The 24,409-nt window shown below is 38.4% G+C and carries 19 protein-coding genes and 1 pseudogene; 12 read left to right on the forward strand and 8 right to left on the reverse strand.

Features of this window, described 5'->3' with window-relative positions; genetic code table 11:
* Positions 1 to 67 precede the first annotated feature (67 nt).
* The 3 genes and pseudogenes from RMZ41_RS20715 to RMZ41_RS20725 form a co-directional block, all read right to left on the reverse strand.
* Positions 68 to 391: pseudogene (locus RMZ41_RS20715) on the reverse strand (FAD-dependent oxidoreductase); the annotation flags it as partial.
* Between the two features lie 114 nt (positions 392 to 505).
* Positions 506 to 2,041: an NAD(P)/FAD-dependent oxidoreductase gene (locus tag RMZ41_RS20720; RefSeq protein ID WP_322642705.1), complete on the reverse strand. Its 1,536-nt coding sequence runs from the start codon at positions 2,039 to 2,041 to the stop codon at positions 506 to 508.
* A gap of 402 nt (positions 2,042 to 2,443) precedes the next feature.
* Positions 2,444 to 2,734, reverse strand: coding sequence for a hypothetical protein (locus tag RMZ41_RS20725; RefSeq protein ID WP_322734394.1), 291 nt, complete (start codon positions 2,732 to 2,734; stop codon positions 2,444 to 2,446).
* A 599-nt stretch (positions 2,735 to 3,333) separates the two neighbouring features.
* On the opposite strand from RMZ41_RS20725, the gene RMZ41_RS20730 reads away from it, so the two are divergent.
* A complete protein-coding gene (locus RMZ41_RS20730) occupies positions 3,334 to 4,236 on the forward strand; it encodes an ABC transporter ATP-binding protein (RefSeq protein WP_322642703.1) in 903 nt (300 codons plus the stop codon).
* 2 nt (positions 4,237 to 4,238) lie between these two features.
* Here the strand turns inward: RMZ41_RS20730 and RMZ41_RS20735 are convergent, their stop codons facing one another.
* Positions 4,239 to 4,919, reverse strand: a complete 681-nt coding sequence (locus tag RMZ41_RS20735) for a tetratricopeptide repeat protein (protein ID WP_322642702.1) — start codon at positions 4,917 to 4,919, stop codon at positions 4,239 to 4,241.
* An 811-nt stretch (positions 4,920 to 5,730) separates the two neighbouring features.
* Here RMZ41_RS20735 and RMZ41_RS20740 point away from each other — a divergent pair.
* The gene (locus RMZ41_RS20740; protein WP_100900674.1) at positions 5,731 to 6,057 is read left to right on the forward strand and encodes a YbjQ family protein; all 327 of its coding nucleotides are present in this window, start codon (positions 5,731 to 5,733) and stop codon (positions 6,055 to 6,057) included.
* A 243-nt stretch (positions 6,058 to 6,300) separates the two neighbouring features.
* Here RMZ41_RS20740 and RMZ41_RS20745 read toward each other — a convergent pair whose 3' ends face one another.
* Positions 6,301 to 6,753 (reverse strand): hypothetical protein, encoded by a 453-nt coding sequence (locus RMZ41_RS20745; protein ID WP_322642701.1) that lies wholly within the window; start codon positions 6,751 to 6,753, stop codon positions 6,301 to 6,303.
* 844 nt (positions 6,754 to 7,597) lie between these two features.
* Here RMZ41_RS20745 and RMZ41_RS20750 point away from each other — a divergent pair.
* From RMZ41_RS20750 to RMZ41_RS20790, 9 genes are all read left to right on the forward strand, one after another.
* Complete coding sequence (locus RMZ41_RS20750; RefSeq protein WP_322642700.1) at positions 7,598 to 8,230, forward strand: hypothetical protein; 633 nt, start codon at positions 7,598 to 7,600, stop codon at positions 8,228 to 8,230.
* Positions 8,231 to 8,557: 327 nt separating this feature from the next.
* Entirely contained in the window at positions 8,558 to 10,204 is a 1,647-nt protein-coding gene (locus tag RMZ41_RS20755; protein WP_322642699.1) for an alpha/beta hydrolase, read from the forward strand.
* Positions 10,205 to 11,007: 803 nt separating this feature from the next.
* Positions 11,008 to 11,676 carry a DUF6875 domain-containing protein gene (locus RMZ41_RS20760; RefSeq protein WP_322642698.1) on the forward strand — a complete coding sequence of 223 codons (669 nt, stop codon included), beginning with the start codon at positions 11,008 to 11,010 and terminating at the stop codon, positions 11,674 to 11,676.
* Positions 11,677 to 11,912: 236 nt separating this feature from the next.
* Positions 11,913 to 12,377 (forward strand): CYTH domain-containing protein, encoded by a 465-nt coding sequence (locus RMZ41_RS20765; RefSeq protein ID WP_322642708.1) that lies wholly within the window; start codon positions 11,913 to 11,915, stop codon positions 12,375 to 12,377.
* Between the two features lie 500 nt (positions 12,378 to 12,877).
* On the forward strand, positions 12,878 to 13,093 hold the full coding sequence (locus tag RMZ41_RS20770; RefSeq protein ID WP_322642697.1) for a hypothetical protein: 216 nt from the start codon (positions 12,878 to 12,880) through the stop codon (positions 13,091 to 13,093).
* A 72-nt stretch (positions 13,094 to 13,165) separates the two neighbouring features.
* Entirely contained in the window at positions 13,166 to 13,372 is a 207-nt protein-coding gene (locus tag RMZ41_RS20775; protein WP_322642696.1) for a hypothetical protein, read from the forward strand.
* A gap of 326 nt (positions 13,373 to 13,698) precedes the next feature.
* Entirely contained in the window at positions 13,699 to 14,766 is a 1,068-nt protein-coding gene (gene namA, locus RMZ41_RS20780; RefSeq protein WP_322642695.1) for an NADPH dehydrogenase NamA, read from the forward strand.
* Positions 14,767 to 15,137: 371 nt separating this feature from the next.
* Complete coding sequence (locus tag RMZ41_RS20785; protein ID WP_322642694.1) at positions 15,138 to 16,457, forward strand: MFS transporter; 1,320 nt, start codon at positions 15,138 to 15,140, stop codon at positions 16,455 to 16,457.
* 604 nt (positions 16,458 to 17,061) lie between these two features.
* Positions 17,062 to 18,873: a vanadium-dependent haloperoxidase gene (locus RMZ41_RS20790; protein WP_322642693.1), complete on the forward strand. Its 1,812-nt coding sequence runs from the start codon at positions 17,062 to 17,064 to the stop codon at positions 18,871 to 18,873.
* 105 nt (positions 18,874 to 18,978) lie between these two features.
* On the opposite strand, the gene RMZ41_RS20795 is transcribed toward RMZ41_RS20790, so the two are convergent.
* The 3 genes from RMZ41_RS20795 to RMZ41_RS20805 form a co-directional block, all read right to left on the reverse strand.
* On the reverse strand, positions 18,979 to 19,785 hold the full coding sequence (locus RMZ41_RS20795) for a pentapeptide repeat-containing protein (protein WP_322642692.1): 807 nt from the start codon (positions 19,783 to 19,785) through the stop codon (positions 18,979 to 18,981).
* Positions 19,786 to 19,795: 10 nt separating this feature from the next.
* Entirely contained in the window at positions 19,796 to 20,437 is a 642-nt protein-coding gene (locus RMZ41_RS20800) for a hypothetical protein (RefSeq protein ID WP_322642691.1), read from the reverse strand.
* Between the two features lie 675 nt (positions 20,438 to 21,112).
* Entirely contained in the window at positions 21,113 to 22,951 is a 1,839-nt protein-coding gene (locus tag RMZ41_RS20805; RefSeq protein WP_322642690.1) for an alkaline phosphatase family protein, read from the reverse strand.
* A gap of 343 nt (positions 22,952 to 23,294) precedes the next feature.
* On the opposite strand from RMZ41_RS20805, the gene RMZ41_RS20810 reads away from it, so the two are divergent.
* Positions 23,295 to 24,284: a DUF1350 family protein gene (locus tag RMZ41_RS20810; protein ID WP_322642689.1), complete on the forward strand. Its 990-nt coding sequence runs from the start codon at positions 23,295 to 23,297 to the stop codon at positions 24,282 to 24,284.
* The last annotated feature ends 125 nt before the right edge of the window (positions 24,285 to 24,409 follow it).

Genomic DNA, 24,409 nt, shown 5'->3' on the forward strand with positions numbered 1-24,409 from the left:
GATGATTGCTTCTCTTACTTCTTACGACTTTATCCTTGAAGCCTTATTTAGCGCAGCTTCATAAAGAATTGGTATCAGTTGTTACCCTCGATAAAAAGCGATCGCCATTTTTGGGGAATAAAGCTGAACCAACATGGATGGGTTCTAGTTCGACTCCTAGCTCTTGCATGAGAGCAATGAAGTTATGAAATATGCTAGGAAATTCTAATACTCCACTTTCCAACATTTCATTACAATCGGATTGGTTAGGCAATACATTCTTGTTAAGTGTGCGAATATGTCCCCCCAACATGGGCTGCCGTTCAAACACGGTGACATGATGCCCTTGTTTATCAAGCAGGTAAGCTGTAGCCATACCACTGGCTCCACCACCGATAACTGCAATTCTCATAACTGACCTCTCATACCAATTCGTAATTCGTAGTTCGTAATTCGTAATTAAGAAAGTCTTACTTAGTCTAAGTTTCAGGGTTTAGAACTGTTTCATTATTTTCGTGAAATGGTATTAGCTGTCACCTAAAAGCACGTCACCAGATAATCTTTGATACAGCAATGCTCCAGTCCAGAATGTGGGAGCAAAACCTGGATAACCGGATGAGGCATTGCAGAAATAGAAATGGTTGAGTGAGGTTTCGTGATTCAACCGTCCCAAGCCCATGTTGCGCGGTGTGAGACTAGAACCATAGGAATTCCCATTGGGACACCAACAAAAACGTTCATTGGTGGTGGGGCTACCCGTGACATGGAAGACTATATGTTTTCTAAAATTCGGTACATATTGTTTTTCTACTACATCCAGAATGGAATCGAATATCTCTTGCTTTTTCTGGTTGTAGGCTTTGCGATCGCGGCGCAACTCCTTAAAATAGTTGTAATTGGCAACGGTAAGGAATTCGACAATCTGGCAATCCTCTGGGCAATCCCGACTCGCTTCTGTTAATAAAGTGGGCGTTGTTATCGCAAAGCTGGGATTGGAAAAGTCATTGTGTTGATACATCTGAGCAAAAGCTTCATTCAAATCCTCATGACCTGTGTGGAAGAGATTCCACTTGCCAAATCCATAATCTCTGAGGTCGAGGTCTTTGACGACGCAATAAACCATGTAGTTAGATGCAGAATACTCATAGTTGAGTTTTCGGCGCACGGTTTTGGAAAAGTTTGACTCACCAATCATTTTGGCGGCTTTTTTGGGGTCAATGTTGCAAATCACGGTGTCGCCTGTAAATTCGTGAGTTTGATGGGTGGTTAAATCCATCGCCTCAACACCAGTGATGGTTCGGTCTGTAAGTCTAAAATTCGTGACTTCATGGTTGAGCAGTACCTCCCCTCCGTGTGATTCAATCACTTTGACTAAGGAATTGATGACATGCTCAAAATGCTGGGTTGGATAAAATGCACCAGCTTGATAGCCTTTGAACAAAGCGACCCAGGCATAAAACGAGAGTTGATTCGGAGGCAATAAAAAATCAGGCCATTGCAGAGCCAATAGGGTTTGGGCGGCTTGAGGTAGCTGAAACTTGTCGAATACATCCTGAAGTGTGCTGTTGAGATATTGGACAGCGCAAAATACTTCACCTGCATGGTTGAGCAGTTCAATTGGCTTAACTGGAGGAGCAAGTCTTTTCAAACCAGCGCTCGTTTTTTCAACGTCGTTGATGAATTGGCGAATGCAATTACTATGATTAGGAAACAGCGTTGATAATCGCTGAATCAATTCCTCCGGTTCCGAAGGAATATCTAATGCATATCCCGGCATTCGCATGTGGTCAAAACCATTCGGGTCGTACCGCTCAAAAGTCACTTCCCCATCTAAACCCAGTTTTTTGAGTACGCGATTAACCGTTTGTCCTTCACCGCAATCCCAAACATAATGGAATTGAGCATTAAACGTGTATTTTTTAGCTAGTGTAAACGTGTGACCAAAGCCGCCTGGATGCTCATGAGCTTCGAGTATTTGCACGGTCTTGCCGGAGTTTGCCATCAAAGCGCCAAAGACCAATGCCGATAAACCACTGCCGACAATCAGGTAATCCGGTTTCATAGGATATAAGCCTGTCCAACTGAAGGGCCGTTTGCAGCATACTAGTAGGCATAAATCTTAGAGACTTCCTATGCTGTCAGAGCTTTAGTTGCGATCGGATTAGGGACTGTAATGCTGAGTAAAAAGTAAAGTTATACAACTAAGGTAAATCCGAAAAATAAAATGTCCCTAAGAAGTAAGGTTTTACAACTAAAGGAAATCTAAGAAATAAAATGCCCACCTACTATATGAGCATTATTGTATCTATCCGAAAATCAAATTAACCTTAACTAAGGATATAAAATGCTACCTTTAGTAACTAAAATAAATACGCCAAAAGAGTGAGACGGCTCAAATTACAGATTAAATCGGCTAGGTAATCACAATTCAAAACCGTTATTTTTCTTTCTAAACTAACATCGACTATAGTGCTTCTCGAATAGAAGCAATACAGTTTAACTTCTCTCCTAAAAGGCTACGGGGTACACACAAGTCTTTTAAAGTTACCCTACATTTGACCTGCAATCCCAATGCATTGACCTGCAATCTTAATGCATCGACCTGCAACCTTAATGCATCGACCTGCAACCTTAATGCATCGACCTGCAACCTTAATGCATCGACCTGCAATCTTAATGCATCGACCTGCAATCTTAATGCATCGACCTGCAATCTTAATGCATCGACCTGCAATCTTAATGCATCGACCTGCAATGATTAGCCTACTCTACATTACGTAGCAACTGTAAAAGATTTGTGTGTACACAGTAGCTCCTAAAAGGAGAGAGGCTTTGAATCTTACCTACAAGGGAAGGGGCTAAAGATTAGCTCTGTATAGGAATCATATTTGATTTCTGAAAAATCTAAGTATTTGTTGGGTGTGTTAGGCGTAAGCCGTAACGCACCATTCTTAAGGCTTTGGTGCCGTACTCTTTGCGCTCACACCCTACGTATCTTTTCAAAAATCAAGTTTACTGACGAGATGTATAAGATGTATTACTAAGAACATCAAAGTAGATGTTCTTAGTAATACATTATGAGTAAAAAACATCCAGCGCAAAAAGGAAACTCAGAACTGTGGTAGCAAAAACATCTACCTACGCCAGCCATTGAACAAATAGAGAAGCGAAGAAAAAACGTTTAACTCCTTGTTTGGAGAGCAACCTTACAGGTAATCAGTATCAGTACTAATACCATTTTGCTTTTATATTTTGAATTAAGAATTATTTCTCTTAAATGGTTATAGGATTTTATCTGCCGCAATTATTTTTCAAATAAAGTGATTGTAAATTTTTAATTGGAGCAATGTTATTATGAGTGCTGCTGTTTTTCTAGAAAACGTCTACAAGTTTTATAACAATGTACCTGTAGTCAATGACCTGTCATTCAAAATTGAACCAGGGGAAATATTTGCTCTACTTGGCCCAAACGGTGCAGGTAAATCAACCACAATTCGGATGCTGACTACACTCACCAAACCGTCCCAAGGACGGATAGAAGTAGGTGGATATGATGTGATAAAAGAAGCAATGCTAGCAAAACAAAGTATTGGTGTAGTTTTGCAGCAAACCAGTGTGGATAACGATTTAAGCGTTTGGGAAAATATGGAACTGCATGGGAGACTACATCACATTAGTAACCCGCAGCGACAAAAACTGATTAATCAATGGCTAGAGTATGTTGAGCTAGCAGAAAAACGTAATGATTTGGTAAAAACCCTGTCTGGGGGTATGAAACGACGGTTGCAGATTGCGAGAGCTTTATTGCATCAGCCACAAATTCTGTTTTTGGATGAACCAACCGTAGGACTAGACCCCCAAACCAGGCGGCGACTTTGGGAAATTATTCGGGATTTAAATAAACAAGGGATGACGATATTACTGACAACTCATTATATGGATGAAGTCGAATTTTTGTGCGATGCTTTTGGCTCTACCAAGCCAGGACGCATCGGTATTATGGATGGCGGTAGGCTAATTTCTTTGGGAACTTTACAACAACTCCGTTCTGTTCACGGTGAAGGTTTGGTGATGAAACAATTGGGTTTGTCTGAAGTGGGGAATGAGAGTGCGCGTAGTTGGGAATATTTGTTTTTCCCATCATTAGAATCCGCGAATATTTACTTGAATGAACAGTCTGATAAAACCGGAATGATGGTGCGTCCCTCTAACCTGGAAGATATTTTTGTGGAATTAACGGGACGCAAGTTAGATTAACCTCATCCTCCTAACTGTCGCAGCATGGCTTCTACTCTGTCTACTCCTTGGGAGTCATTGCGACGCTTGTACAAGTCGCGGGCTTTTTGAAGCAAGCTGTTGGCAAGTTTCGCTTGTCGTCGCTGTTTATACATGGAACCCATCAACTCATAAGTTTGGGCATTGTTCTTATCTAAGTCGATTGCTTGTTGGTATGCCCAGGTAGCAGCAGTATAGTCTCCCATGCGAGATTGGGTTACAGCCAATCCCAAGTAGGCGTTGACGTTGTTACGGTTCAACTGTATGGCGCGACGGTAGCCTTCTTTTGCTCCAGGGGTGTCTCCCAAATTGGCTTTGATGTAACCTACAGCGTAGTAAAAATCACTATTGTTAGGGTTGATGGCGATCGCACGACGATAAGAAGTTAGTGCTGCTTGGTAATTTCCCTGTTGAGCGTATAAGTAGCCAATACCTGAATGAATTTTAGCATTTTTGGGATCTAGGCTAGCTGCTTCTTTATAAACTGCGATCGCACCAGCATAATCGCCACCATCCACTAACCTCCGTCCTTCTTCTAGTAGTTGCTTTAATTGTGGGTTTTTAGCTTGTGCCACTAATACCTCAGCCTGAGCCACTGAAGGTATAGTGAAGGCAAAGCATCCTAGTAAAACCACGCTAAACACAAATGATGTAGGCTTGTACACAGTAAATTTCCTGAAATTTTAGATGACTTTTTTCTTGTACATTAAAACAAAAATCTGGACTTTTGAAAACTGTATTTCTTCGTATTGATTAAGATGTGAATAGTTCATCTCATCTTTCCTTTACAATCAACAATACATTACAGAGTTTTTACTGAATAATGAAGTGTAAGATATCAAGTTCAGATGAAGTTACATACATATAAATCAGTAAAATAACAAAATGAAACTTTTTAATTCAGTAGTTATACGTGCATTTTAGAGAAAGGCTACAGATATCTAACTTAATCCTAAAGAGGTGATAAGTAGGTAGGTGTAATTAAATATAAGAGCAAACCTCACCCTCAATCCCTCTCCTCAGTAAGCAAAGAGAAGCTGGAGGCAGGGTGGGTTTTATATTTAATTTGGCCCACTTTTTTATGCCAATTTCAGAGGTTTTAACATTTATTACTGTTTTTTATTTTATTTAATAGCTCGCTGGTTCTGTATTAAATTTTCCTTGCATTTGGAGTCATTAATACTATCTTTTAGTAAACTGCTATCCAGACCTTTACATCCTTTTTTAGTCATTAGGTGGTAAGATAAACTTAGTAATTAAAATGTTCCTTCAGATTTTAACTTTTAGTCAGTACAATAGTAGAAATAAAAGCGTATTTGCGATGACCCTGTGCGCTCTTTCTCTGGAAGCGATCGCAATCTAAAAGTATGTGCGAGTATGTCGATAAAAACTGTATCAATACAGACTATACTTGGAAATGTATTTTGATAATAAATATCAAATCTTAACCAAATATGCCATCAAGGAGACTAATTTATGATAATAACTACCACTGATGTGATTCAAGGAGCCGTGATTGAGTCATATTTAGGCATTGTGACAGCAGAAGTAGTCTATGGTAGCAATTTCTTGCGGGACTTTTTAGCTGGTATTCGGGATATTATTGGTGGACGCACTGGTAGCTATGAGCGTTTATTTGAGCAGGGTCAACGCAAGGCACTAGAAGAATTAGAACAGCGAGCGCAACGTTTAGGAGCAAATGCAGTGATTGGGATTGAAATTGATACTGGTACAATCAATCTTGACCAGTCAGGAGTTCTTTTGCTGATTACTGCCACAGGTACTGCGGTAAGAATGCGTTAATTTTTGATTATCTTTACTTTTGAAAGTTGTTATAAAGCTGACAAACTTTTATCTCAAGTCTAACTGCATACACGATTAAAGCTGCTTTTTTATAGAAGTAAATAATTATTATTCAGGTATTAAGACTGAAGAAGAACGTAATTTTACTTTCTACTTTTGTGGGAATCCCACGTTCTTCAACAGGTGGATATCGACTATCTCTATTTTTTCCATTATAAAGATTTTAATTGAGTATTTTTACCTTTATCCCTTGTTTTGACTAGTTTTTAGTTCCGGGAAAGTCAACGTCCAATTTTTATTATCATTGATTTGAAAGTACAAGCCTTGGAAAATAAGCCTTAGAGCAGTTCGAGTTCTAATAAACTTTTTCAGCAGATAAGTTCCTGGTTCAGCAAATATATCATTAAAGTTTTTTTGATAACCAAATTGTTTTGAACAGTAACTTGCAGCACCTTGGACTGTTAACACAAAAAATTCAGCTTGTTTGTATTCATCAGGAATCATAAAGATTCCATATACATGGTGACGACCACGCCACGGCTGAATAATAACTTTAGTCGCATTCACTTTGAATTTTGTAGTTTTTGATGCTAAAAAAGCTTCGGAATTACAATCAGAATCATTCACAGGCCACCACACTGTAATAATAATCACAGAGAATAGCAGAATTAAAGTAAAGTAAAGTCTGCGACGCATAAAGTCAAGAAAAATTGTTGATGCGGTTGTTCAAATTCGATGAGTAATTATAGTGAAGCTACAGCAGTAAAGCTATTCACCTGCAACAACTCTGCAACACCTCTGCAACAAGTTCCAAATAGCAAAGACAAAATATTAATCAGGCGATTAAATTTTGATAAAAAAATTGTATTCAAAATCTCAACCACCAAAAAACTACAGATTGTATCTGCACTTGCCTATTCTGTTTTAGAGCTTCGTTACAGGATTAAATCTAGCTGAAAACTAATCAATATTTTGTGGCTAATAACACTGATATATGCTTATTTTTTTTACTGTGATTAATTCTACAATCTGTTGCTATTATTATTTTTTGATTATATTTATTCCTACTAACAGCGCCTTGGTGTACACTTCTGTAAATAATAGCCAAAATTATAGTTTTAGTTAGGTATACTCCATTAAGTGCCCATATTTACAGTAGCTTTACCTAACTTTTGTAATGGTAGATTCTAAAAAAATTATATTTGTATAACAGAGCGATTGCTGTCAAGTACAGGATAAAATCTGCTTTTATTTTTTGACAATCAATAGAGTAGTAAAATACACAAATGCCTCTGATACATTCCCGAAAAAAAGATAAAAATTTTATATTGAGAATTTATAAAGAATTATTCAAATATCAATAAACCCTAAAATGTATTAAAAGTTATTGCAGAAACCCATACTTTATTACCAAAGATAGACTAAGCAACTATTTCTGTTGATAGATATTAAAACAAACGATTAAGTTATTTAATCTTAAACAGAAACATGAATATATTTGAGATAAAGTTTGCTCAAAGAGCATTGGAGAACATAAACGATGTCATACGTAAATCGTACAGGTAATGACGTTATTCCTAATGAACCTGCTGTAGCAGGGCGAGTAGCTGAATATCACGATCTTGTTCGTTGGGGGCCGATTATTTCTGGTTTATTGGTTTCTTTAGCTACTCAATTAATTTTAAGCGCTATAATTGGCGCTGTTGCGGCAGGCACTGTTGAAGGTTCAGGCGCACCCAGAACAATTGCCCCTAACGCTGCGGGTAATGCGGGGCTTTGGTCAACTATCGCTTTACTAATTTCTCTATTTACTGGTGGTTGGGTTACTGCTCGTGCTTGTGGCCCAATGAACCGGAATACGGCTCTTCTTAATGGCGCAATTCTTTGGGCAACAACTTTAGCGGTTAGCTCATGGCTATTAGCAAGTGGAGTATCTGGTGCTTTTGGTGTTGCTGCTTCTAACGCTGGAGAAGTTATAAATCAGGTACAACAGCAAGGTGGTGTTAATATACCACAAGCAAACGTAAGTGCCCAACAAGCTCGGGAAGCGGCAGCTAATTTACGTTCAGGATTATGGTGGTTTGTGTTTGGTTCTTTGTTGGGTTTAATAGCTTCAATGATTGGAGCCGTAACTGGTACTCGCAGTCCCCGCGCTAACAATTACAATCCTTAAAAATTTGTCTGAAAAATCAAATGCTTTTTTTAGCACCTTAAGAAAAGGTGCTTTTGTCTTTTGTTTATTTTTTAGCAACTAAGAATCAAGCTTTGAACTAAAAATAGATAATTTTATTGGTTTAAATACTCTATGTTTTGATTGAATACTTATTTAATACTGACACTTATAAGGTTAGTTATATATAGGACTACTATTTGATTTTTGAAAAGATACGTAGGGTGTGAGCGCAAAGAGTACGGCACCAAAGCCTTAAGAAATGAATGGGGTAGTCAAATACACAAATATTCGTTATATTCCCGTAAGTAATGATTGGTATAAATATTTATGGGAAGAAGTTGGGGAAGCCTTAAGACAGTTGCAGGTTTCTTGGGTGCGGTCGCACTTACACAGTTCGCAGTAAATAGTTCGGCCATTGCGGCTGACACCGTTGTTATCCGTTTAGGCTTATTTACAGAATCCGTTTCTCTGGCTGAGTTGCAAAAGGCAGCAAAAACCGGGGAATTGCCTGGAAGTTTACAGCCTTATGCCAAAGGATTATCTGAACAACAACGCCGCTTCTTCTTGGGAGCGCTGGGCATGAATATACCAATGAATGTTGTCACCATTAATCGGTTAGTTAATACTCAGATTGGTACAACTATTCTCAATGACTTCGCTACTGCCTTAGCCAGAAAAGATAAAGCTGGGGTACAAGCACTTAGAGCAGGATTGGTATTAGGCTCTACTGCACCACAGGGTCTTTCTATACTAAGTTTTATCGCTGCTTATCCGAGTAAGCGTTTGGAAATTAATTTGCCACAGGCTTTTATAGTTGCAGGGAATTTGAATACAGCTTTTTGGCGTACCCAGCAATTTATGCTATCCATTGCTCCCCAACTCGATCCTAGAACACCGAAGATTGCATTTCCTTTTGATCCTAGCCAATCAGGAAATGCTCAAGTAAAAATACTCAACTTAAGCCTGAATGACCAAAAGCGTAACCGCAAAATTCCAGTTGATATTTACTGGTCAACTGCTGCAACCCCCAATAAACCCGTAATTGTCTTTTCTCACGGTTTCGCATCAGTCCGCACAGACTTACGCTACTTAGCAGAACATCTAGCATCCCACGGTTATGTAGTAGCAGCTTTAGAACATCCTGGTAGTAATGCGGCAAATACTGACTTAGCATTACAAGGCAAAACTAGGGTTGTGCAGCCTCAAGAGTTTTTAAATCGCCCTCAAGATATTAGTTTTGTTCTCGATGAATTAGAAAAACTTAACCAAACGCCTAATCATCCTCTCCAAGGGAAACTTGCAACCACAAACGCGATGGTTGTTGGTTATTCTTTTGGTGGTGGTACAGCTTTAGCACTTGCTGGAGCCGAATTACAATTAGAACGGCTCAAACAACGCTGTAAAAAGAATTTGGCTATCTTAAGTCTGGGAGAAGCTATGCAATGCATTGCCCAAGAATTACCAGAAAATACCTACCAACTACGGGATACTAGAATCAAACAGGCGATCGCTCTCAATCCTACAACTTCTCTGATGTTTGGCGAAACTGGATTAACTAAGGTGCAAATTCCTACTTTAGTATTAGCAGGTTCTGCTGATAAAACCGCCCCAGCTTTAAGCGAACAGATTGTGGGATTTGACAAAATTCCATCCCCAAAATGGCTAGTTGGTATAGTTGGGGGTACTCATCTAAGTATAAAAGACCCTAGTACTACTTTGGATCAGGTAGGACAACCAAATACACCGATTAGTGGTGGTGAAGTTGTGGGTGAACAAGCAGCAGATGTTCGCAAGTACCTTAAAGCCATAACTCTGGCTTTTGCTGCACAGATGACTCCAGAAGCTCAAAAGTATGCTATCTTCCTGACATCAGATTATGCTCAATTCGCTTCAACTACGGCATTTCCATTTCGCCTAATTACGCAGATTCCTCCTGATGCTATGACAGTGATAAAAGAATCTGTTGATAAATAAGGGACTGCCAACTAAAAAATATCCGCCTTTTGTCAATCAATTAAAATACTCAAAACATTCCTAGTAAAAATGATAATCGTATGCGGGGAGCGAGGTAGGAGGCAAGCGTGGCTCCCCTCCTCCCCTGTTTTAATTATCATTATCTTTAAATTTCATACTTTCATTCATGCTCCTACAGTAATCTTGCTACAGCTTTATCTACAATAATCGTTACAACAGTTTCTTTTCGCATGAAGTACAAAGCTACGGGTTTTTAGGCAGGAGGAAGGAGGTAGAACTCTTAATCTCATGAATAAGTTCTGCATTTTGTACCTCACTGACAAACTGCTGTAAATTAACTCTATTGTATGAAATTGAACTTCATTTTTAATATTTTACTTAAGCAAAATCTAACTAACTTGATATTAAGCTGATTCTATTGCTAAATTAACACTAAATTTTTACAGTAGAAATAACTATTTAGATATAAACTTTACAATATACTCGTTGAAAATAATAGAAACTTGAGAGTAGAAAATAGTAAGAGTAGTAGCTGGATAATACATGTATATTCTCGCTAAACCACGAGAAATTAATGGACACAAATTGCTTGTTGCAAAAATATGTTTGTGTATTGATTGCCATAAAATTATAATAAACAAAAATTATATACTATTTTTGTTTCTTTATAATGAATTGCTGAAGAATAAATCACAAAATTCATACGTGTTTTTTTGCTTAAATAGTTTTTGTTTATAAGCATATAGTTTTGAAGAAACATTTCCGAATTTTGACTTTAAATTTATTCAGTTTTACTCAAATTTATGGAACTTTATACAACTACTGAAATCAAACAAATCAAGCAAAGTGAAGACCTTCCTTACTTGCTTGAAATTATGGATTGGGTGAAAAGCTTTTTAGGGAAGCCTCATCCTGATTTAGGAAGACCTGGCCCAGTTTGCCCCTTTGTACCTCACTCTCTCAAGTCAAACAGTATTCGTCTAGCAGTTATTCGTACAAAAGATTTGTATCCAGAGCAATTAGAAGAGATTGTTGGACGCTACCGAAATCTCTTTATTGAGATGAAAGTTAAAGAGCAAGAATTAGCAATTAATAAAGCTTTTTTACTTATCTTTCCTGATATTAATGAAGAATCTTATAAAATAATAGATAGTGTCCAGAAAAAGCTTAAAACTTTATTTGTTGAATCAGGACTAATGATAGGAGAGTTTCATAAACGTAATCAAAGTCCTGGTCTGCATAACCCAAACTTTCGCCCACTCCGTAGCCCTATCCCCTTGTTAGCTATCCGGTTTATGGTTGAAGCTGATCTACCTTTCCTTCAGAGTCCGGCTGATCCCCACTTACGTATTAGGTATCTAGAAGCTTATTTAAAATATTTTGGTCATAAATTTACAGATGAAACAAAGTTTAAAAATGCTAATCAAGGATTAGCTTTGGCAAGAGAAGAACTTACAGCTATTGTCAGGTAAATTACTATAGGATTACTATTTGATTTTTGAACGAAATTAGGTATCGTAGCGTGTGTTAGAACGGAGTTAGTAACGCACTATTATCACGGGTTTGATGTGTTACGCTGTCGCTAACACATCCTACGGATATTTTCAGAAATAAAACCGAATTCCTATATAATGTTTTAAAAAACAATAAATCTACTCTATAAACCCTATTTATTCATAATCTTTTTTTGAAAAAAGGTATTGTAAAAATGGCGACAGAAATAGAAAGAAAATATTTAGTTATCGGAGATAGCTGGAGAGCATTAGCTGAGGGTAGTGTATATCGTCAAGGATATATTGCCACACAAAACAAAGCAACTGTACGTATACGTGTAGTAGGGGAAAAAAGTTATTTGACCATTAAAGGCCCCAATATAAAATATTCGAGATTAGAGTTTGAGTATCCTATTCCTGTAAAAGATGCTCAAGAAATACTTGAGACATTATGTGAACGTCCATTTATAGAGAAAATCAGATATAAAATCGAGTTTGGTGGTTTAATTTGGGAAATCGATGAGTTTGATGGTGTTAACAAAGGATTAATACTAGCAGAAGTTGAACTTAATGATGAAAATCAACAAATTGAACTACCAAGCTGGATTGGACAAGAAGTTTCTGATGACTCCAGATATTTCAACAGCAATTTAGTAAAACACCCTTTTTCACAATGGTAATGGCTAAAATTTTGCTAAAATCCCTAACGAATAGCTAACGAGACTCAGAGATACACACCCAGAATTACAGAAAATTAATTTCATCTAGCCTATTCGATGCTGAATCTGTTGTTTAACCATTAATGACAAGTATAATTATTATCCTTCAGTGTTAGGAATTACGTAACCAATAGCGCTTATAGTGTGTTGTTGGGCGTAATTCCTAATTTTTTTGAAAAAGTTTTCGCTACAGACTCAACTTTTTTACAGACTAATATCAATAAATTTTAATAACCTCTTGTTTTTTAGCGCAATCTATGTAAATCTAATCTCATAATTACATATTACTGTAACTCGGTCAAATTACCGTAGTTAACTGGTGAATTTTCTGGGTGAGCTAATCAACTCAAAATTTAGTGCTAAATAAACTTTTACCTTCTATTACAAGGGTTTTTAAAAGCTATCTCTCACGGTACGAGAGCAGAATCAATGCCCAATTCAATAAGTTAGGAGATTTAATCGTGAGTAAATATACATCTAAGTCAGATAATAGTTTAATCTCAGAACTGAATTTAAAGACTAATGTTTTAGTCATAAGTGGGAGACTATCAGCAACTTGGGCGGCTTGGAATGCTGCTGTTCAAGGGGTAATAGTGGTACTGCTATTCAATATGTTTTATCAGACACAGAACAACGGAAAGCTTTACGGAGTTTTCTCTGAGAGTGTCCTTGAATAAAGTGTGTATTAGATCAGACTTATATAAACCTGAATAAAAAATCAAACAGTGATATTAGTGGAGAAGAAAGCTATGTTTCTTGGACAAATTGAAAGAGAATATTTTTATGGAGAAATTTGGCCAATTTCGCAAAAAACTAAATTACCAGATCATTTACAGTTATTAATCGATCAAGAAGAAGTCAAATGCGATATTTGGGAATTGCAAAACCAAGAACCGGATTATAAGCCGATTCATCCAAGTCTTAATCAGGTTTCGAGTGAATCGCGGCAGAAATAAACTAACCATTCTAGATGAATGAAACGCTTCCATTATTAGAATTCTGCCTTCTCCCAAGGGGAGACGCTAAAAGCGATCTACCTCCTGCCTCAAAACCAATAGCTTTGTACTTCATGTAAAAGAAAACTGCTGTAAGAGTCTTATACATGAGGATTGGGACAGAGGGAAAGTATTTGTATATTGGCGTTTTTTTTATTAGCTGTAGCTTTGATGGCTCATTTCAGTGTACGCAACAAAAAATCTTCAGCCGTTTAATGCAAAATTGAGTTCATTCTGCAAATCCCTCCCCAATTTATTTTAACTAGCAAGAGAAGGAATAAATATTAATGGCACATCTGTTTGAAGCATTCAAGATTCGTGAAGTTACATTTCGCAACCGTATTGCTGTTTCACCGATGTGTCAATATTCCAGTACGAATGGATATGCTAATGATTGGCACGTTATTCATTTAGCTTCTCGCGCAGTTGGTGGTGCGGGTATAGTCCTAACAGAAGCAGCAGCTGTAGAACCTCGCGGACGCATTAGCCCTCAAGATTTGGGAATCTGGTCAGATGCACACATAGAAACTTTAGCTAAAACTGTGGCATTGATTCATAATTTTGGGGCTGTTGCAGGTATTCAACTTGCTCATGCAGGTAGAAAAGCCAGTACTGCCAAACCAAGTAAAGGCGGGAAAGTGCTGGATGAATCTCAGGAAGGTTGGCGACCTTTGATTTCGAGTAGTGCGATCGCATTCAGTAAAGATAGTCCAGTTCCAGAAGCCCTCAGTATTGATGGAATTCAGGAAGTTATTGATGCCTTTGTCCAAGCTGCTAAACGTTCTCTGCAAGCTGGTTTCAAGGTAGTTGAAATTCATGCTGCTCACGGCTACTTATTTCACCAGTTTCTCTCACCCCTTGCTAACCAACGGCAAGATGATTATGGTGGTAGCTTTGAAAACCGCACTCGTTTACTTAGAGAAGTTGTTCAAGCAGTCCGAGAGGTTTGGCCTGAAACGCATCCACTTTGGGTACGTCTTTCTGTCACAGATTGGGCAGATAAAGGTTGGGACATTGAGCAAAGTATCGCTTTAAGTGACAAACTTAAGTCTTTAGGAGTTGATCTGATTGATAGTTCATCAGGTGGCATTATACCGGGTATCAATATACCAATTAAACCTGGCTATCAGACTCAGTTTGCCGAACGCATCCGCCGCGAAGCCAATATCCAGACAGGAGCCGTAGGCTTAATTACAACCCCTGAACAAGCTGATGAAATTATTCGCACAGAAGTAGCTGATATAGTACTGTTGGGACGTGAACTACTCCGCAACCCTTACTGGCCGCATCTAGCAGCCAAACAATTAGGACACGATAAACTCTGGCCTGTTCAATACGATCGAGCTTGGCTATGATCTCACGTTCTCCACCCGTTGCTGCTTGTCGGTAGGGTTTATGGATTGATTTGCAAACATTGCGGGTATTCGACCAGACATGTTGCTGTACATACTCTAGTCACATTCTGGCTATTTTTTTATGTTAATACTAAGCACACAAACTTTATGAATTACTAATATTCAGCTTGACTAATACTCTCTGAGGGCTGGTGATATGTAAGTCTGCTTTCATCAAGAAAATTAGTAGAGACGTTGGAATATCTCTACTAAAGTTACAAAAGTTTGTAATGAAGAATTTATCACTCAATCTCAAAGGCTAAAGCCGTTATTACAAATAACTAGTTCAGATTTTAAAGTTAAGTCTATTTTGACAAAATTGGGAAATATTCATGCTACCAACCAATAGAGAGAACTTCCAAAAATACAAACGAAATTTTGCTAATTTTGAACTTCCCCCTGCGCTTAAATCTGTAAATTTTTCTTGTTTCGTTATTGGAGAAAGCTTATCTTTTTTTGGGTCTTGGATGACTCAAATTGCATTAGTATGGTTAGTTTATCAATTAACTAATTCAGCTGTATTAGTTGGAGTTGCTGGATTTACGAATCAAGCTATGGGTTTGATTATTACTCCTTTAGTAGGAGTGTTGCTAGATCGCTGGAATTTACGATATGTTCTATTAACTACTCAGCTAGTATCTATTCTGTTATCTTCTATCCTGACTTTTTTAACTATTAGCAATAACATCAACGTTGTATGGATTATTGTTATTGGCACACTTCAGGGAATAGTGAAATCTTTTGATTTACCAGCCCGCCAGGTAATTATCCCTAGACTTTTGGATAATAAATCAGATACTTATAGTGCAATGGCTTCCCATTCATTCTTGATTAATACAGCAAAGTTTGTTAGTCCTATGATTGGAGGTTTACTAATTGCTAGGACTGGCGCAGCTTCTTGCTTTTTAGTAGATAGTATTAGCTATTTACCTTTTGTATCTGCAATCTTAACTATCAAAGTAAACCCAATTATCAATAACTCATCGACTCAAAAACCCAAAATTTTGAATAATATTAAAGAAGGGTTTGTTTATGCATACAAATTTTTGCCAATTAAATATTTATTGATCTTGCAAATTGTTATCTGTTTTATGGGAATGACTCATGTCAATCTTGTACCAATTTTTGCTCAAGAGGTTTTGAAGGGTAATGCTGAAACGATGGGTTATCTAATGACGGCTTCGGCTCTTGGTTCCATCGTTTCAGGCATTTATCTCATTTCTAGAAAAAATATTATAGGATTGGGAAAGATTATAGCTATTTCTGCCACGATTTTAGGTTTAAGTTTAATAGTTTTTTCTCGCTCAACCAATTTAGAAATTTGTTTAATATTCATGTTTATTATAGGCATGAATAATACTTTAACTTTGGCTTCAATTAATAACTTTATGCAGTCGATTCTGCTTGATGAAGATAAAAGAGGTAGAGTAACTAGTATATTTACAACTGGTTTTTTAGGAATACTACCTTTTGGTAATTTATTTTTTGGAGCATTAGCAGGCTATTTTGGTGTTACTAATGCTTTATTATTTGGTGGTATTTGTTGCATTTTTGGAGCATATTTTTTTAGTAGACAACTGCCCGAAATAAGAAAGATATTACATCCAGTTTATGCAGAGTTGGGCTTACTTACACAATCCAGTAAAAGCTAAATGTCTAAGAATGTAGGACAATACGGCTCAGTTAAGTCTTAATTTTTTATCAAAGTAATTTTTTAACAAACCGCGATCGCTTAGTGTCTCATAGAGAAGGCGCAAAGAAAGCGATCGCGCAGTGTCTCGTCAGTGAACAAAGAAATGCTTGCTTAACGAGACTGTATTGGGTTTGATTTTTGAAAAAAACTCGGTACGCTTTAATCCTCTTGCCCCTTCCTCTGGGGCTTTCACACTATTGCTAAATTTATTGTAAAAACCTCTTGATTTTAATCCCTAATTGTGAGAAAGTCTGACTTAACAACACTAAATACTGTAAATCAGTCGAGTTACCGTATTTTAGTTTAACTAGAATTAGCAGTGGTTTTAGCGAAGTATCACTGCTATCTGATCGAAGGCATCATATCAGCACTGAATGCCGACATGACTTTTGGGAAAATCACTCTAGTAGAGTAACCCCAGGTTTTATTGCAAATCCGGTAAGATTACTCTGTTTCTTCGGAGATGGGTATCTTGTTTGGGCTAGTTGTTCTAGCTTTCAATTGCTCATGTATTCACACATGACTAGCTTTTGGCATTATTTTTTACCCGTGGAGAACATCTTATGCAAGTAGATCCTAATTCTCATCAAGATTCTGAGCTAGATACTCAGGCTAATAGTGAAGTAGAGAAACCAAAACAACCGCGTGTAAGTAGCAAACGTTTTTTTGGTAGTCATGCCAGTAGACGTTCATTCCTTGGTCGTGCTGGTTTGTTTAGTGCTGCTAGCGTTGTTGCAGGAGTTTTCGGTTCACCTTTCTCGTCAAAGAACGGAGGAGATATTGTACAAGCCCAAGATATTAACAGGCGGTATAATAATCGACCGTTCGACTACAACAGATTTGTTGATAAAGCCTATCGAGTACGTGTTGAAGCAGCTAGACTTGAACGGAATATTCCCATTCCGCCACATCCAACCAACGGCGATGAGGAACGTTATCCGAACAAAATCGGTTCTGATAGTAGGGGACTACCTCATAACGGACTTGGTGAAGTTCAATTGGAAGCTTACAAGTCTTTGACTAAAGCACTAACAACACAAAACCCGAATGATTATGAAAATATTATCTTGGGTGGTACGAGAAAGCTGGTCAATCCTCAAGGGCCACTAGCAATTAGCCTAGAAGGAATCAATGCAGCCCAGATAGCAGTGCCGCCACCACCGACTCTAGCTAGTAAAGAACGTGCTGCTGAAGCAGTTGAACTCTACTGGCAAGCTTTACTCCGAGATGTGCCTCTTTCTAAGCTCGAAAACAATACTGACAACCCAAAGGTTTTAGCAGCTGTTGAAGACCTCAACAAGCTTTCAGCCTTTCGAGGGCCAAAACAAAATGGCCGTGTCACCCCTCAAACTTTATTTCGCGGTAGTGTCAATTACGTCAATTCAGATCAAACTACAAAATATGTTATTCCACCAGGAGTACTAGATGGGCCTTACATCTCACAATTTTTATTACGAACTATTTCTTGGGGAACTCAATCTGTTTCGCCACTGATTCGTACTGCTCTTCCTGGTAATGATTTTCTAATCGATTTCCAAGAATGGTTAACTATTCAGAATGGAGGTAGTTCCGGGAAGTCTATTAAATACGACCCCAACAACCGTTATATAGTTACGGTTCGGGATTTAGGTGAGTATGCCCATATTGGCGGCCCCACATACCTTGGTGCTTCTTTTATTCTTGGTAGCATCGGTACACCTTTAAACCCGGGCAATCCCTACATCAACTCGAAAACTCAAAGTGGTTCTAATGCAACCTTTGCAGTAGGACATTTACAAGCTTTGCTTAACTTGGCTAGTTCACGTGTCATTAGAGCGTCATACTGGCAGAAATATTATGTACACCGCATTCTACGCCCGGAAGCCTATGGTGGGCTAGTTTACAACAATATTATCAATAAAACTCAGTATCCGATTAATTCCGAGGTCTTGAATTCTAAAGCTTTGGCTCAGACCTTTAGCACCTTTGGCAGCTATCTATTACCCCAAGCATATCCAGAAGGAGCGCCTACCCATTCCTCCTATACAGGTGGTGCGGCTGCCACTGCTGGCGTTAATGTCACGCTGTTGAAAGCATTTTTTGATGAAAACTTTGTTATCCCCGATCCTGTAGTGCCTGATCCCAACGATCCTACAAAAGTAATTCCTTATAGTGGGCCACCACTGACTGTAGGTGGAGAGTTGAATAAACTGGCAACTAACTATGCTATTGGTCGCGGTCATGGTGGTATCCATTGGCGTTCGGATGGTTCAGCTGCTTTAGCTTTAGGGGAAGAGGTTGCTATTAGTCTGCTGAGGGATGAGAAATTGGGTTACAACGAAATATTCAATGGCTTCACCTTCACAAAATTTGATGGTTCAAAAGTCACTGTTTAAAGCGATTTTGGTATTTAATGATTTCAAAACTTTTGTATAGACGCGAAATTGCTGTAATGCTTTCGCGTCTCTATAAAGTACAACGTTAATGCTGTTTGTTGTTAACTAATTGTGCCTTGAAGCATCAGGCATAATTGCCTCCTGAAGATTTGCACCGATGAGGTTAGCTCCTCTCAAGTCGGCTCCTCTGAGGTTAGCTCCTCTGAGATTAGCGCCTCCTAAATTTGCGCCTCTCAGGTTAGTCCAACTCAAGTCAGCTTGACTCAAATCAGCTTCACTTAAGTTAGCCCGCAACAGGTAAGCACCACTGAAGCGAGCCTTATTTAAATTAGCTTTGTAAAGGTCAGTTTTATAAAGATAAGCCCCCAGTAATTCCGCCTCATATAAGGTTGCCTCGCTGAGGTCAGCCTCAATCAAGTTAGCTTCAATCAGGTTGGTAAAAGAGAGATTAGCCCGGATTAGTTTCGCTGCACCTAAATCAGCATCTCTTAAGTTAGCGTTTCTTAGGTCAGTTCCAATTAGATTAGCATGAGCGATCGCAGCGCCTCTCAAATTTGCCTCACTCAAGTCGGCTCCAATCAAATTAGCATGACTCAAATCTGCCTGCGTAAGCATAGCACCACTCAAGTTAGCAACACTGAAGTTAGCATTACTCAAGTTAGCTTCAACAAGCAAGGCTTTGGAGAGGTTAGCACTACTGAGGTCAGCACCACTGAGGTTTGCTCGCACGAGTAAAGCATTACCTAAATCTACCTTTCTCAAATTTACCTCCTGGAGGTTTGCGCCTCTGAGGTTATCCCCTTGCAGATTTGCGGCGCTGAGGTCTGGTTCAATCTGAGGATTTCTCTTTCTCCACTCAATCCATGTAACTGCACCTGCTTTCAGTAAAGCTAGATGCTCTCGATTTGCCATTTTCTCTCCTTTACTCCTGACGACCACCTAGAGGATTTGCCCGACCAGCTACACTTTCGATGGCCGATAACGCCCCTGCCGCACCTGCTAGAATATCTCGCTCATGTCCACCTAAGTAAAGCCGTCCAAAACTTCCTACAGCTTGAACCTCAAGGATGTTAATCGATGCGGCTTTTTCAGCTTCATTAGCAGCGAGTGCCGCGTAAGCAGCAGGCTCCACTTCTAATACATACAGTGTTTGTCCTGCTAGTAGTAGCTGTCCCCGTCGCGTGCGATTAATAAGTTGTGTTTGGTAAGCATCGATGTTGCGGATAATTTGGCTAGAAACAACACGCGGCTTTAGACATTCCTCTTTTCGGACTCCTAATGTCGCTAAAATGGCTTGACCAGCAGCCCGTGTTTCGCCTTGAGAGCTAGAATGAACTTCCAACAGTCCGTAGAGTCGTTCAACTACCTGTACTCCCGGACGAACAGAGGCCGCTTTCAGCGCTACATCCGTAATCTTATTAATTTCGATACCAGGAGAGATTTCAATCCACAGTGATGTATCCCCTGGTAATGGTAAGAAGCCTTGGGCTACTGTTCCCATATATGCTGCATGTTGAGGTTGCAGGCTGTCGAGAAATACGAAACTGCGTAGTTCTATTCCCAAGATTTTGCTCTCCAGTCATAAGGGTAAAAGTTATCTATTGCAATATATGAGTGCTTAACTTGGGTAATTTTTGCCACAAGTGAAGGATGGAAAAATACAAAGTATAAAAATTTTGCTGTCGATAAATTTTACACCTGAGAAGTATTTGGCAGTAAAAACCGCCTTGATAATTGTACAAGCTTTATTACGCACAAATCGCTGGCGACAATGCTTAACTGGTCTTGATTTACTGATAAAGTTGATGTGACAAAAAAGTTTTTAGCTAAACTGAAGCGGGAAAAGTTCGCTGGGCTTGTGCCAATATCTTCAAAATGCTGCCAATCAAACTGACAGTGTTAGGATTTACATATTGCACGTAAAAACGATGTTGATATTAGCAAGTTGCTTTATGATGAAGTGTTCTAAGGAGTAGGATAGTTTTCTGGTTTTGCTCAACTTTTCAATATCAGGAATGCTTCAACTTGCGATGAATACCTTCAAGATAATGAGGATGAAGAATTTGTTTACATTCCAGATCCCTCAATTTAAATAGCACATAACTAAGCACGTAGCAAGGTTCCTGAGTGACCATGTTACTGCTTGGCTTTCTGCCCTAATAGCTATAAAAATTAAGCTGCAATTCGGGGTCGGGTATTGGGTACAGTTTGAGCCAACAAACGAGTATAAAATTGCGTACTATTTTGCTAAACCGAGCGTCCGACCAGGAAAACCAGCAACATCAAAATATCTAGTTGAGCCAACAGTTTGATACTTCAAGATTGTTCTTAATCCATTACTACTTGGTTGAGATGTCAAAGTATTAGATTTAAAAGAAACTTTTTTGGCTCCTCTGACCAAAGATTCATCTAAAACACGACCTATAAGTTTTCCTTGATGAGGAGTCTTCAAATTTAAAATCTTAGCTAAGGTAATAGCCACATCAGCATTACTCACAGGTACTCGGTCTACAAAAGCTTTCTTAAAGTCAGGGCCGATTGCAGCCATATAATTGTAAGTATCAGCACGGCTAAAAGAGCCATGCATCCCCTGTCCTTGCTGTAAAGCAGAGTCTGCAACTTCGACACCGCAAGCAGTTGGGTCGCCACAGCCTGTATCAAATGTTCGAAAGTTTACTGCGATCGCAGGGCTAGGAAGATGAGATTTACCATTAAGCGCGATCGCACTTAAGGGTAAAGTCCCTGGAATCGAACCTAATGTATCATTTACAAATAAACCACTAACATAATCTTCTTTTAAGAGGATATCTATAACTTTTTTAGCAAGTGCTTTGTTATTTTGACTATTAGGTAAATAAATCAAATCTGAACCACCATTAGCAGCCACTAACACATCAGGTTTATTCAGATCTTTACCAATCAAACCGTTTTTAGAAAACTGACCCTGAGTTGGATCGACCGCAACATTTTGCTTATCTGGATCGAATAAAGGCAATCCTAAACCATGAGCAATATCAACAGCTAAAAAACCAGGTGGCAAAAATCCTTTTACAACATCTGGATAATCAAGTGTCTTTGAATAACTGGTTTTACTCTCCTTGCTGATGGTAGAAAAACCGTGATCGGCTGTCACAAAAATATCTGTGGAAGCTTCTAAATTTAGCTGTTTGAGAACGGCACGGATTTGTCCGAGATTGTTATCGACATTTTGACGGGCCGCTAGTGAAGTGGGGCCATTAATCCCTGGAGTCAGAGTGTTTAGACTATCACCTTGGTTATGCTGAGTTCCATCTGGATCGCGTGACCAATAAATTAAAGCAAAAGGTTTTTGCCGTTGTTTGAATAGAGGTAATAGAACTTTTGTAGTTATATCGGCAAAGTATTGTTGTTGAACTATATTAGCGATTTTAGTACCTGGTACTGTGCTGTTTCCAGATTTGCCGTTATCTCCTCGCGTCGGTGATTTTAAGTCAATGCCATTTTTTGTTAACAGTTCAGCTATTTCGGGACTCAAAGGAATTCCCGTTTGAGAACCTGTGGCATCATCAATTATGATTGTAGATTTACCACTTCGTTGAGTAATATCTTGAATTAATACTGGCCCAATCTTTCCAACGGCGGCGGTACTAAATCCAGCTTCACGCGCGGCATCTAACAGACTTTCTTCGTTTAAATAATTGCCATCAAAGTGTTGGCTAATTTCACCCAATACAGCATTATTTTCTAAGAAAGGAACGGGGCTATTATTAGCACTATTGACAGGAAAGCCAACATTAATTGTATTGCTGAAATCACCAGTATCACCGAGATAATGTCCAGTTGCGATCGCAGAAGCATTAGCGGTAGTAAAAGTAGGAAACAGCGAATGACTATTGACAAAACTTACACCTTGCTGGCGAATTTGATGAAGATTAGGAGTTTCTCTAGCATTAACTTTACTAGGTCGCAATCCATCGGTAATGAAAATTATTACATTGTGTTGAGGTTTGGTCTTAGCAAATCCTGAAACTGCCAACACTGTAACTAGTGTAACAGTAGCTATTATCAGAAAACTCTTATATATCTTAGGTAAAACCATCTGCACTACATCTCCAAATATAGATATTTCTCGCTTTTTGGGACTTTAGTATTTTATTTAACCATGTATCAAACTTTATGGCGTATTAATTGGAACACCAATTTTTTCATACCAGAATAAATTTAGATGGCTGCTTGAACTTCAGTCAATTGAATGTGGTAACTTGAGTATTTATACTCAGAATAAATATACAAGCTTTTTGAATCCATATAAGTAAAGTTTATTGGTTTAGATGAGCATCCCAGTTTTGGAAAAATATCTTTTAAATAATCCGAAAAGCAACAACTTCAGTTTGGAGATTAAGCATACAGTTACCAAAATCAGATAGACTCATTGCTAAATCATGGTTAATACAAATTTAAAACTGAGATTTAAACCTGTTTCTCACAGTTGGGTTGCTCTGCATCCACAGCCTAAAGGAGTAATTCAATTTGTTGCAGGAGCTTTCTTTGGTACATTTGCACCCATGCTTTTTTATCGCCATCTGCTTCAATCTCTATTTGAGCAGGGATATACTATTATTCTTTTACCGTTTAATTTTACGTTTGACCATTATGTAGAAGCGGGTTTTCTCATGAGAGAGCAGTATGAAATTCTGCCAGAGCTTGTGAGGATGGCAACTGTTGAAGGATATGATTATGAAGCCTATCTAGATGATAAAAACTTTTCTTGGATCGGACATAGCCTTGGCTGTAAATATATTTCCTTGTTAGAAGGATTTACTGCCTTACCTCCAGAGCCTCAAGAAAGGGAAAAGTTTATTCGGAGTCTGCTAGCTTATACTTCAAATGAGTCACAGATAGAAACTGTTATTGCAGATATTAATATTCTCTTTGAGGAGCTTCAACGAAAAATTGCAGAAGATCAGAAACTAATTTGCACTTATGTAAATCGGAAAGTTAAAATTAATAGCATCTTTATTAAAGGGCAAGTTTCTATCCTCTTAGCGCCTGATATTAGTGATACAGCAAGCGCAATCCGCCCTCAGTTTTTAGCGAATATCATTGACAATCTTGGTTGGGGTGTGAAACCAACTCCTGAAGAAACCAAGAATTTAATCAAGGATAGTGGGCTATTTAAGATCATGGGTTTAGTCTGCTTCCGGTCTGACAACATTGCTAAACTAACCTGTGAATGGTTTACTGATATTTTTAAAAAACCACCTCAAAAATTTGTGCAAACTCTTGAAGGTGGGCATTTAAAACCTTTAGGCATTCAATTAGGTAAATATGTTATTAATCTTTTTGATAAACCTTTGATTGAATCAGTTGAAAACCGAAATAAATGTTTTGAAGATCATGTAATTCAATTACTTAATGAACTGAAAAAATAATTGGGAATTGGGAATTGGGAATTGAAAAGAGGTAGAGGGGAAAACTAATCTCCCTGCTCCTTGCTCCCTTGCTTTCTCCCCATTTCCCATTCCCTATTTCCCATTTCCCATGCCCCATTCCCCAT

It is taken from the genome of Nostoc sp. DedVER02 (assembly GCF_034530675.2).
Lineage (GTDB): Bacteria > Cyanobacteriota > Cyanobacteriia > Cyanobacteriales > Nostocaceae > Nostoc.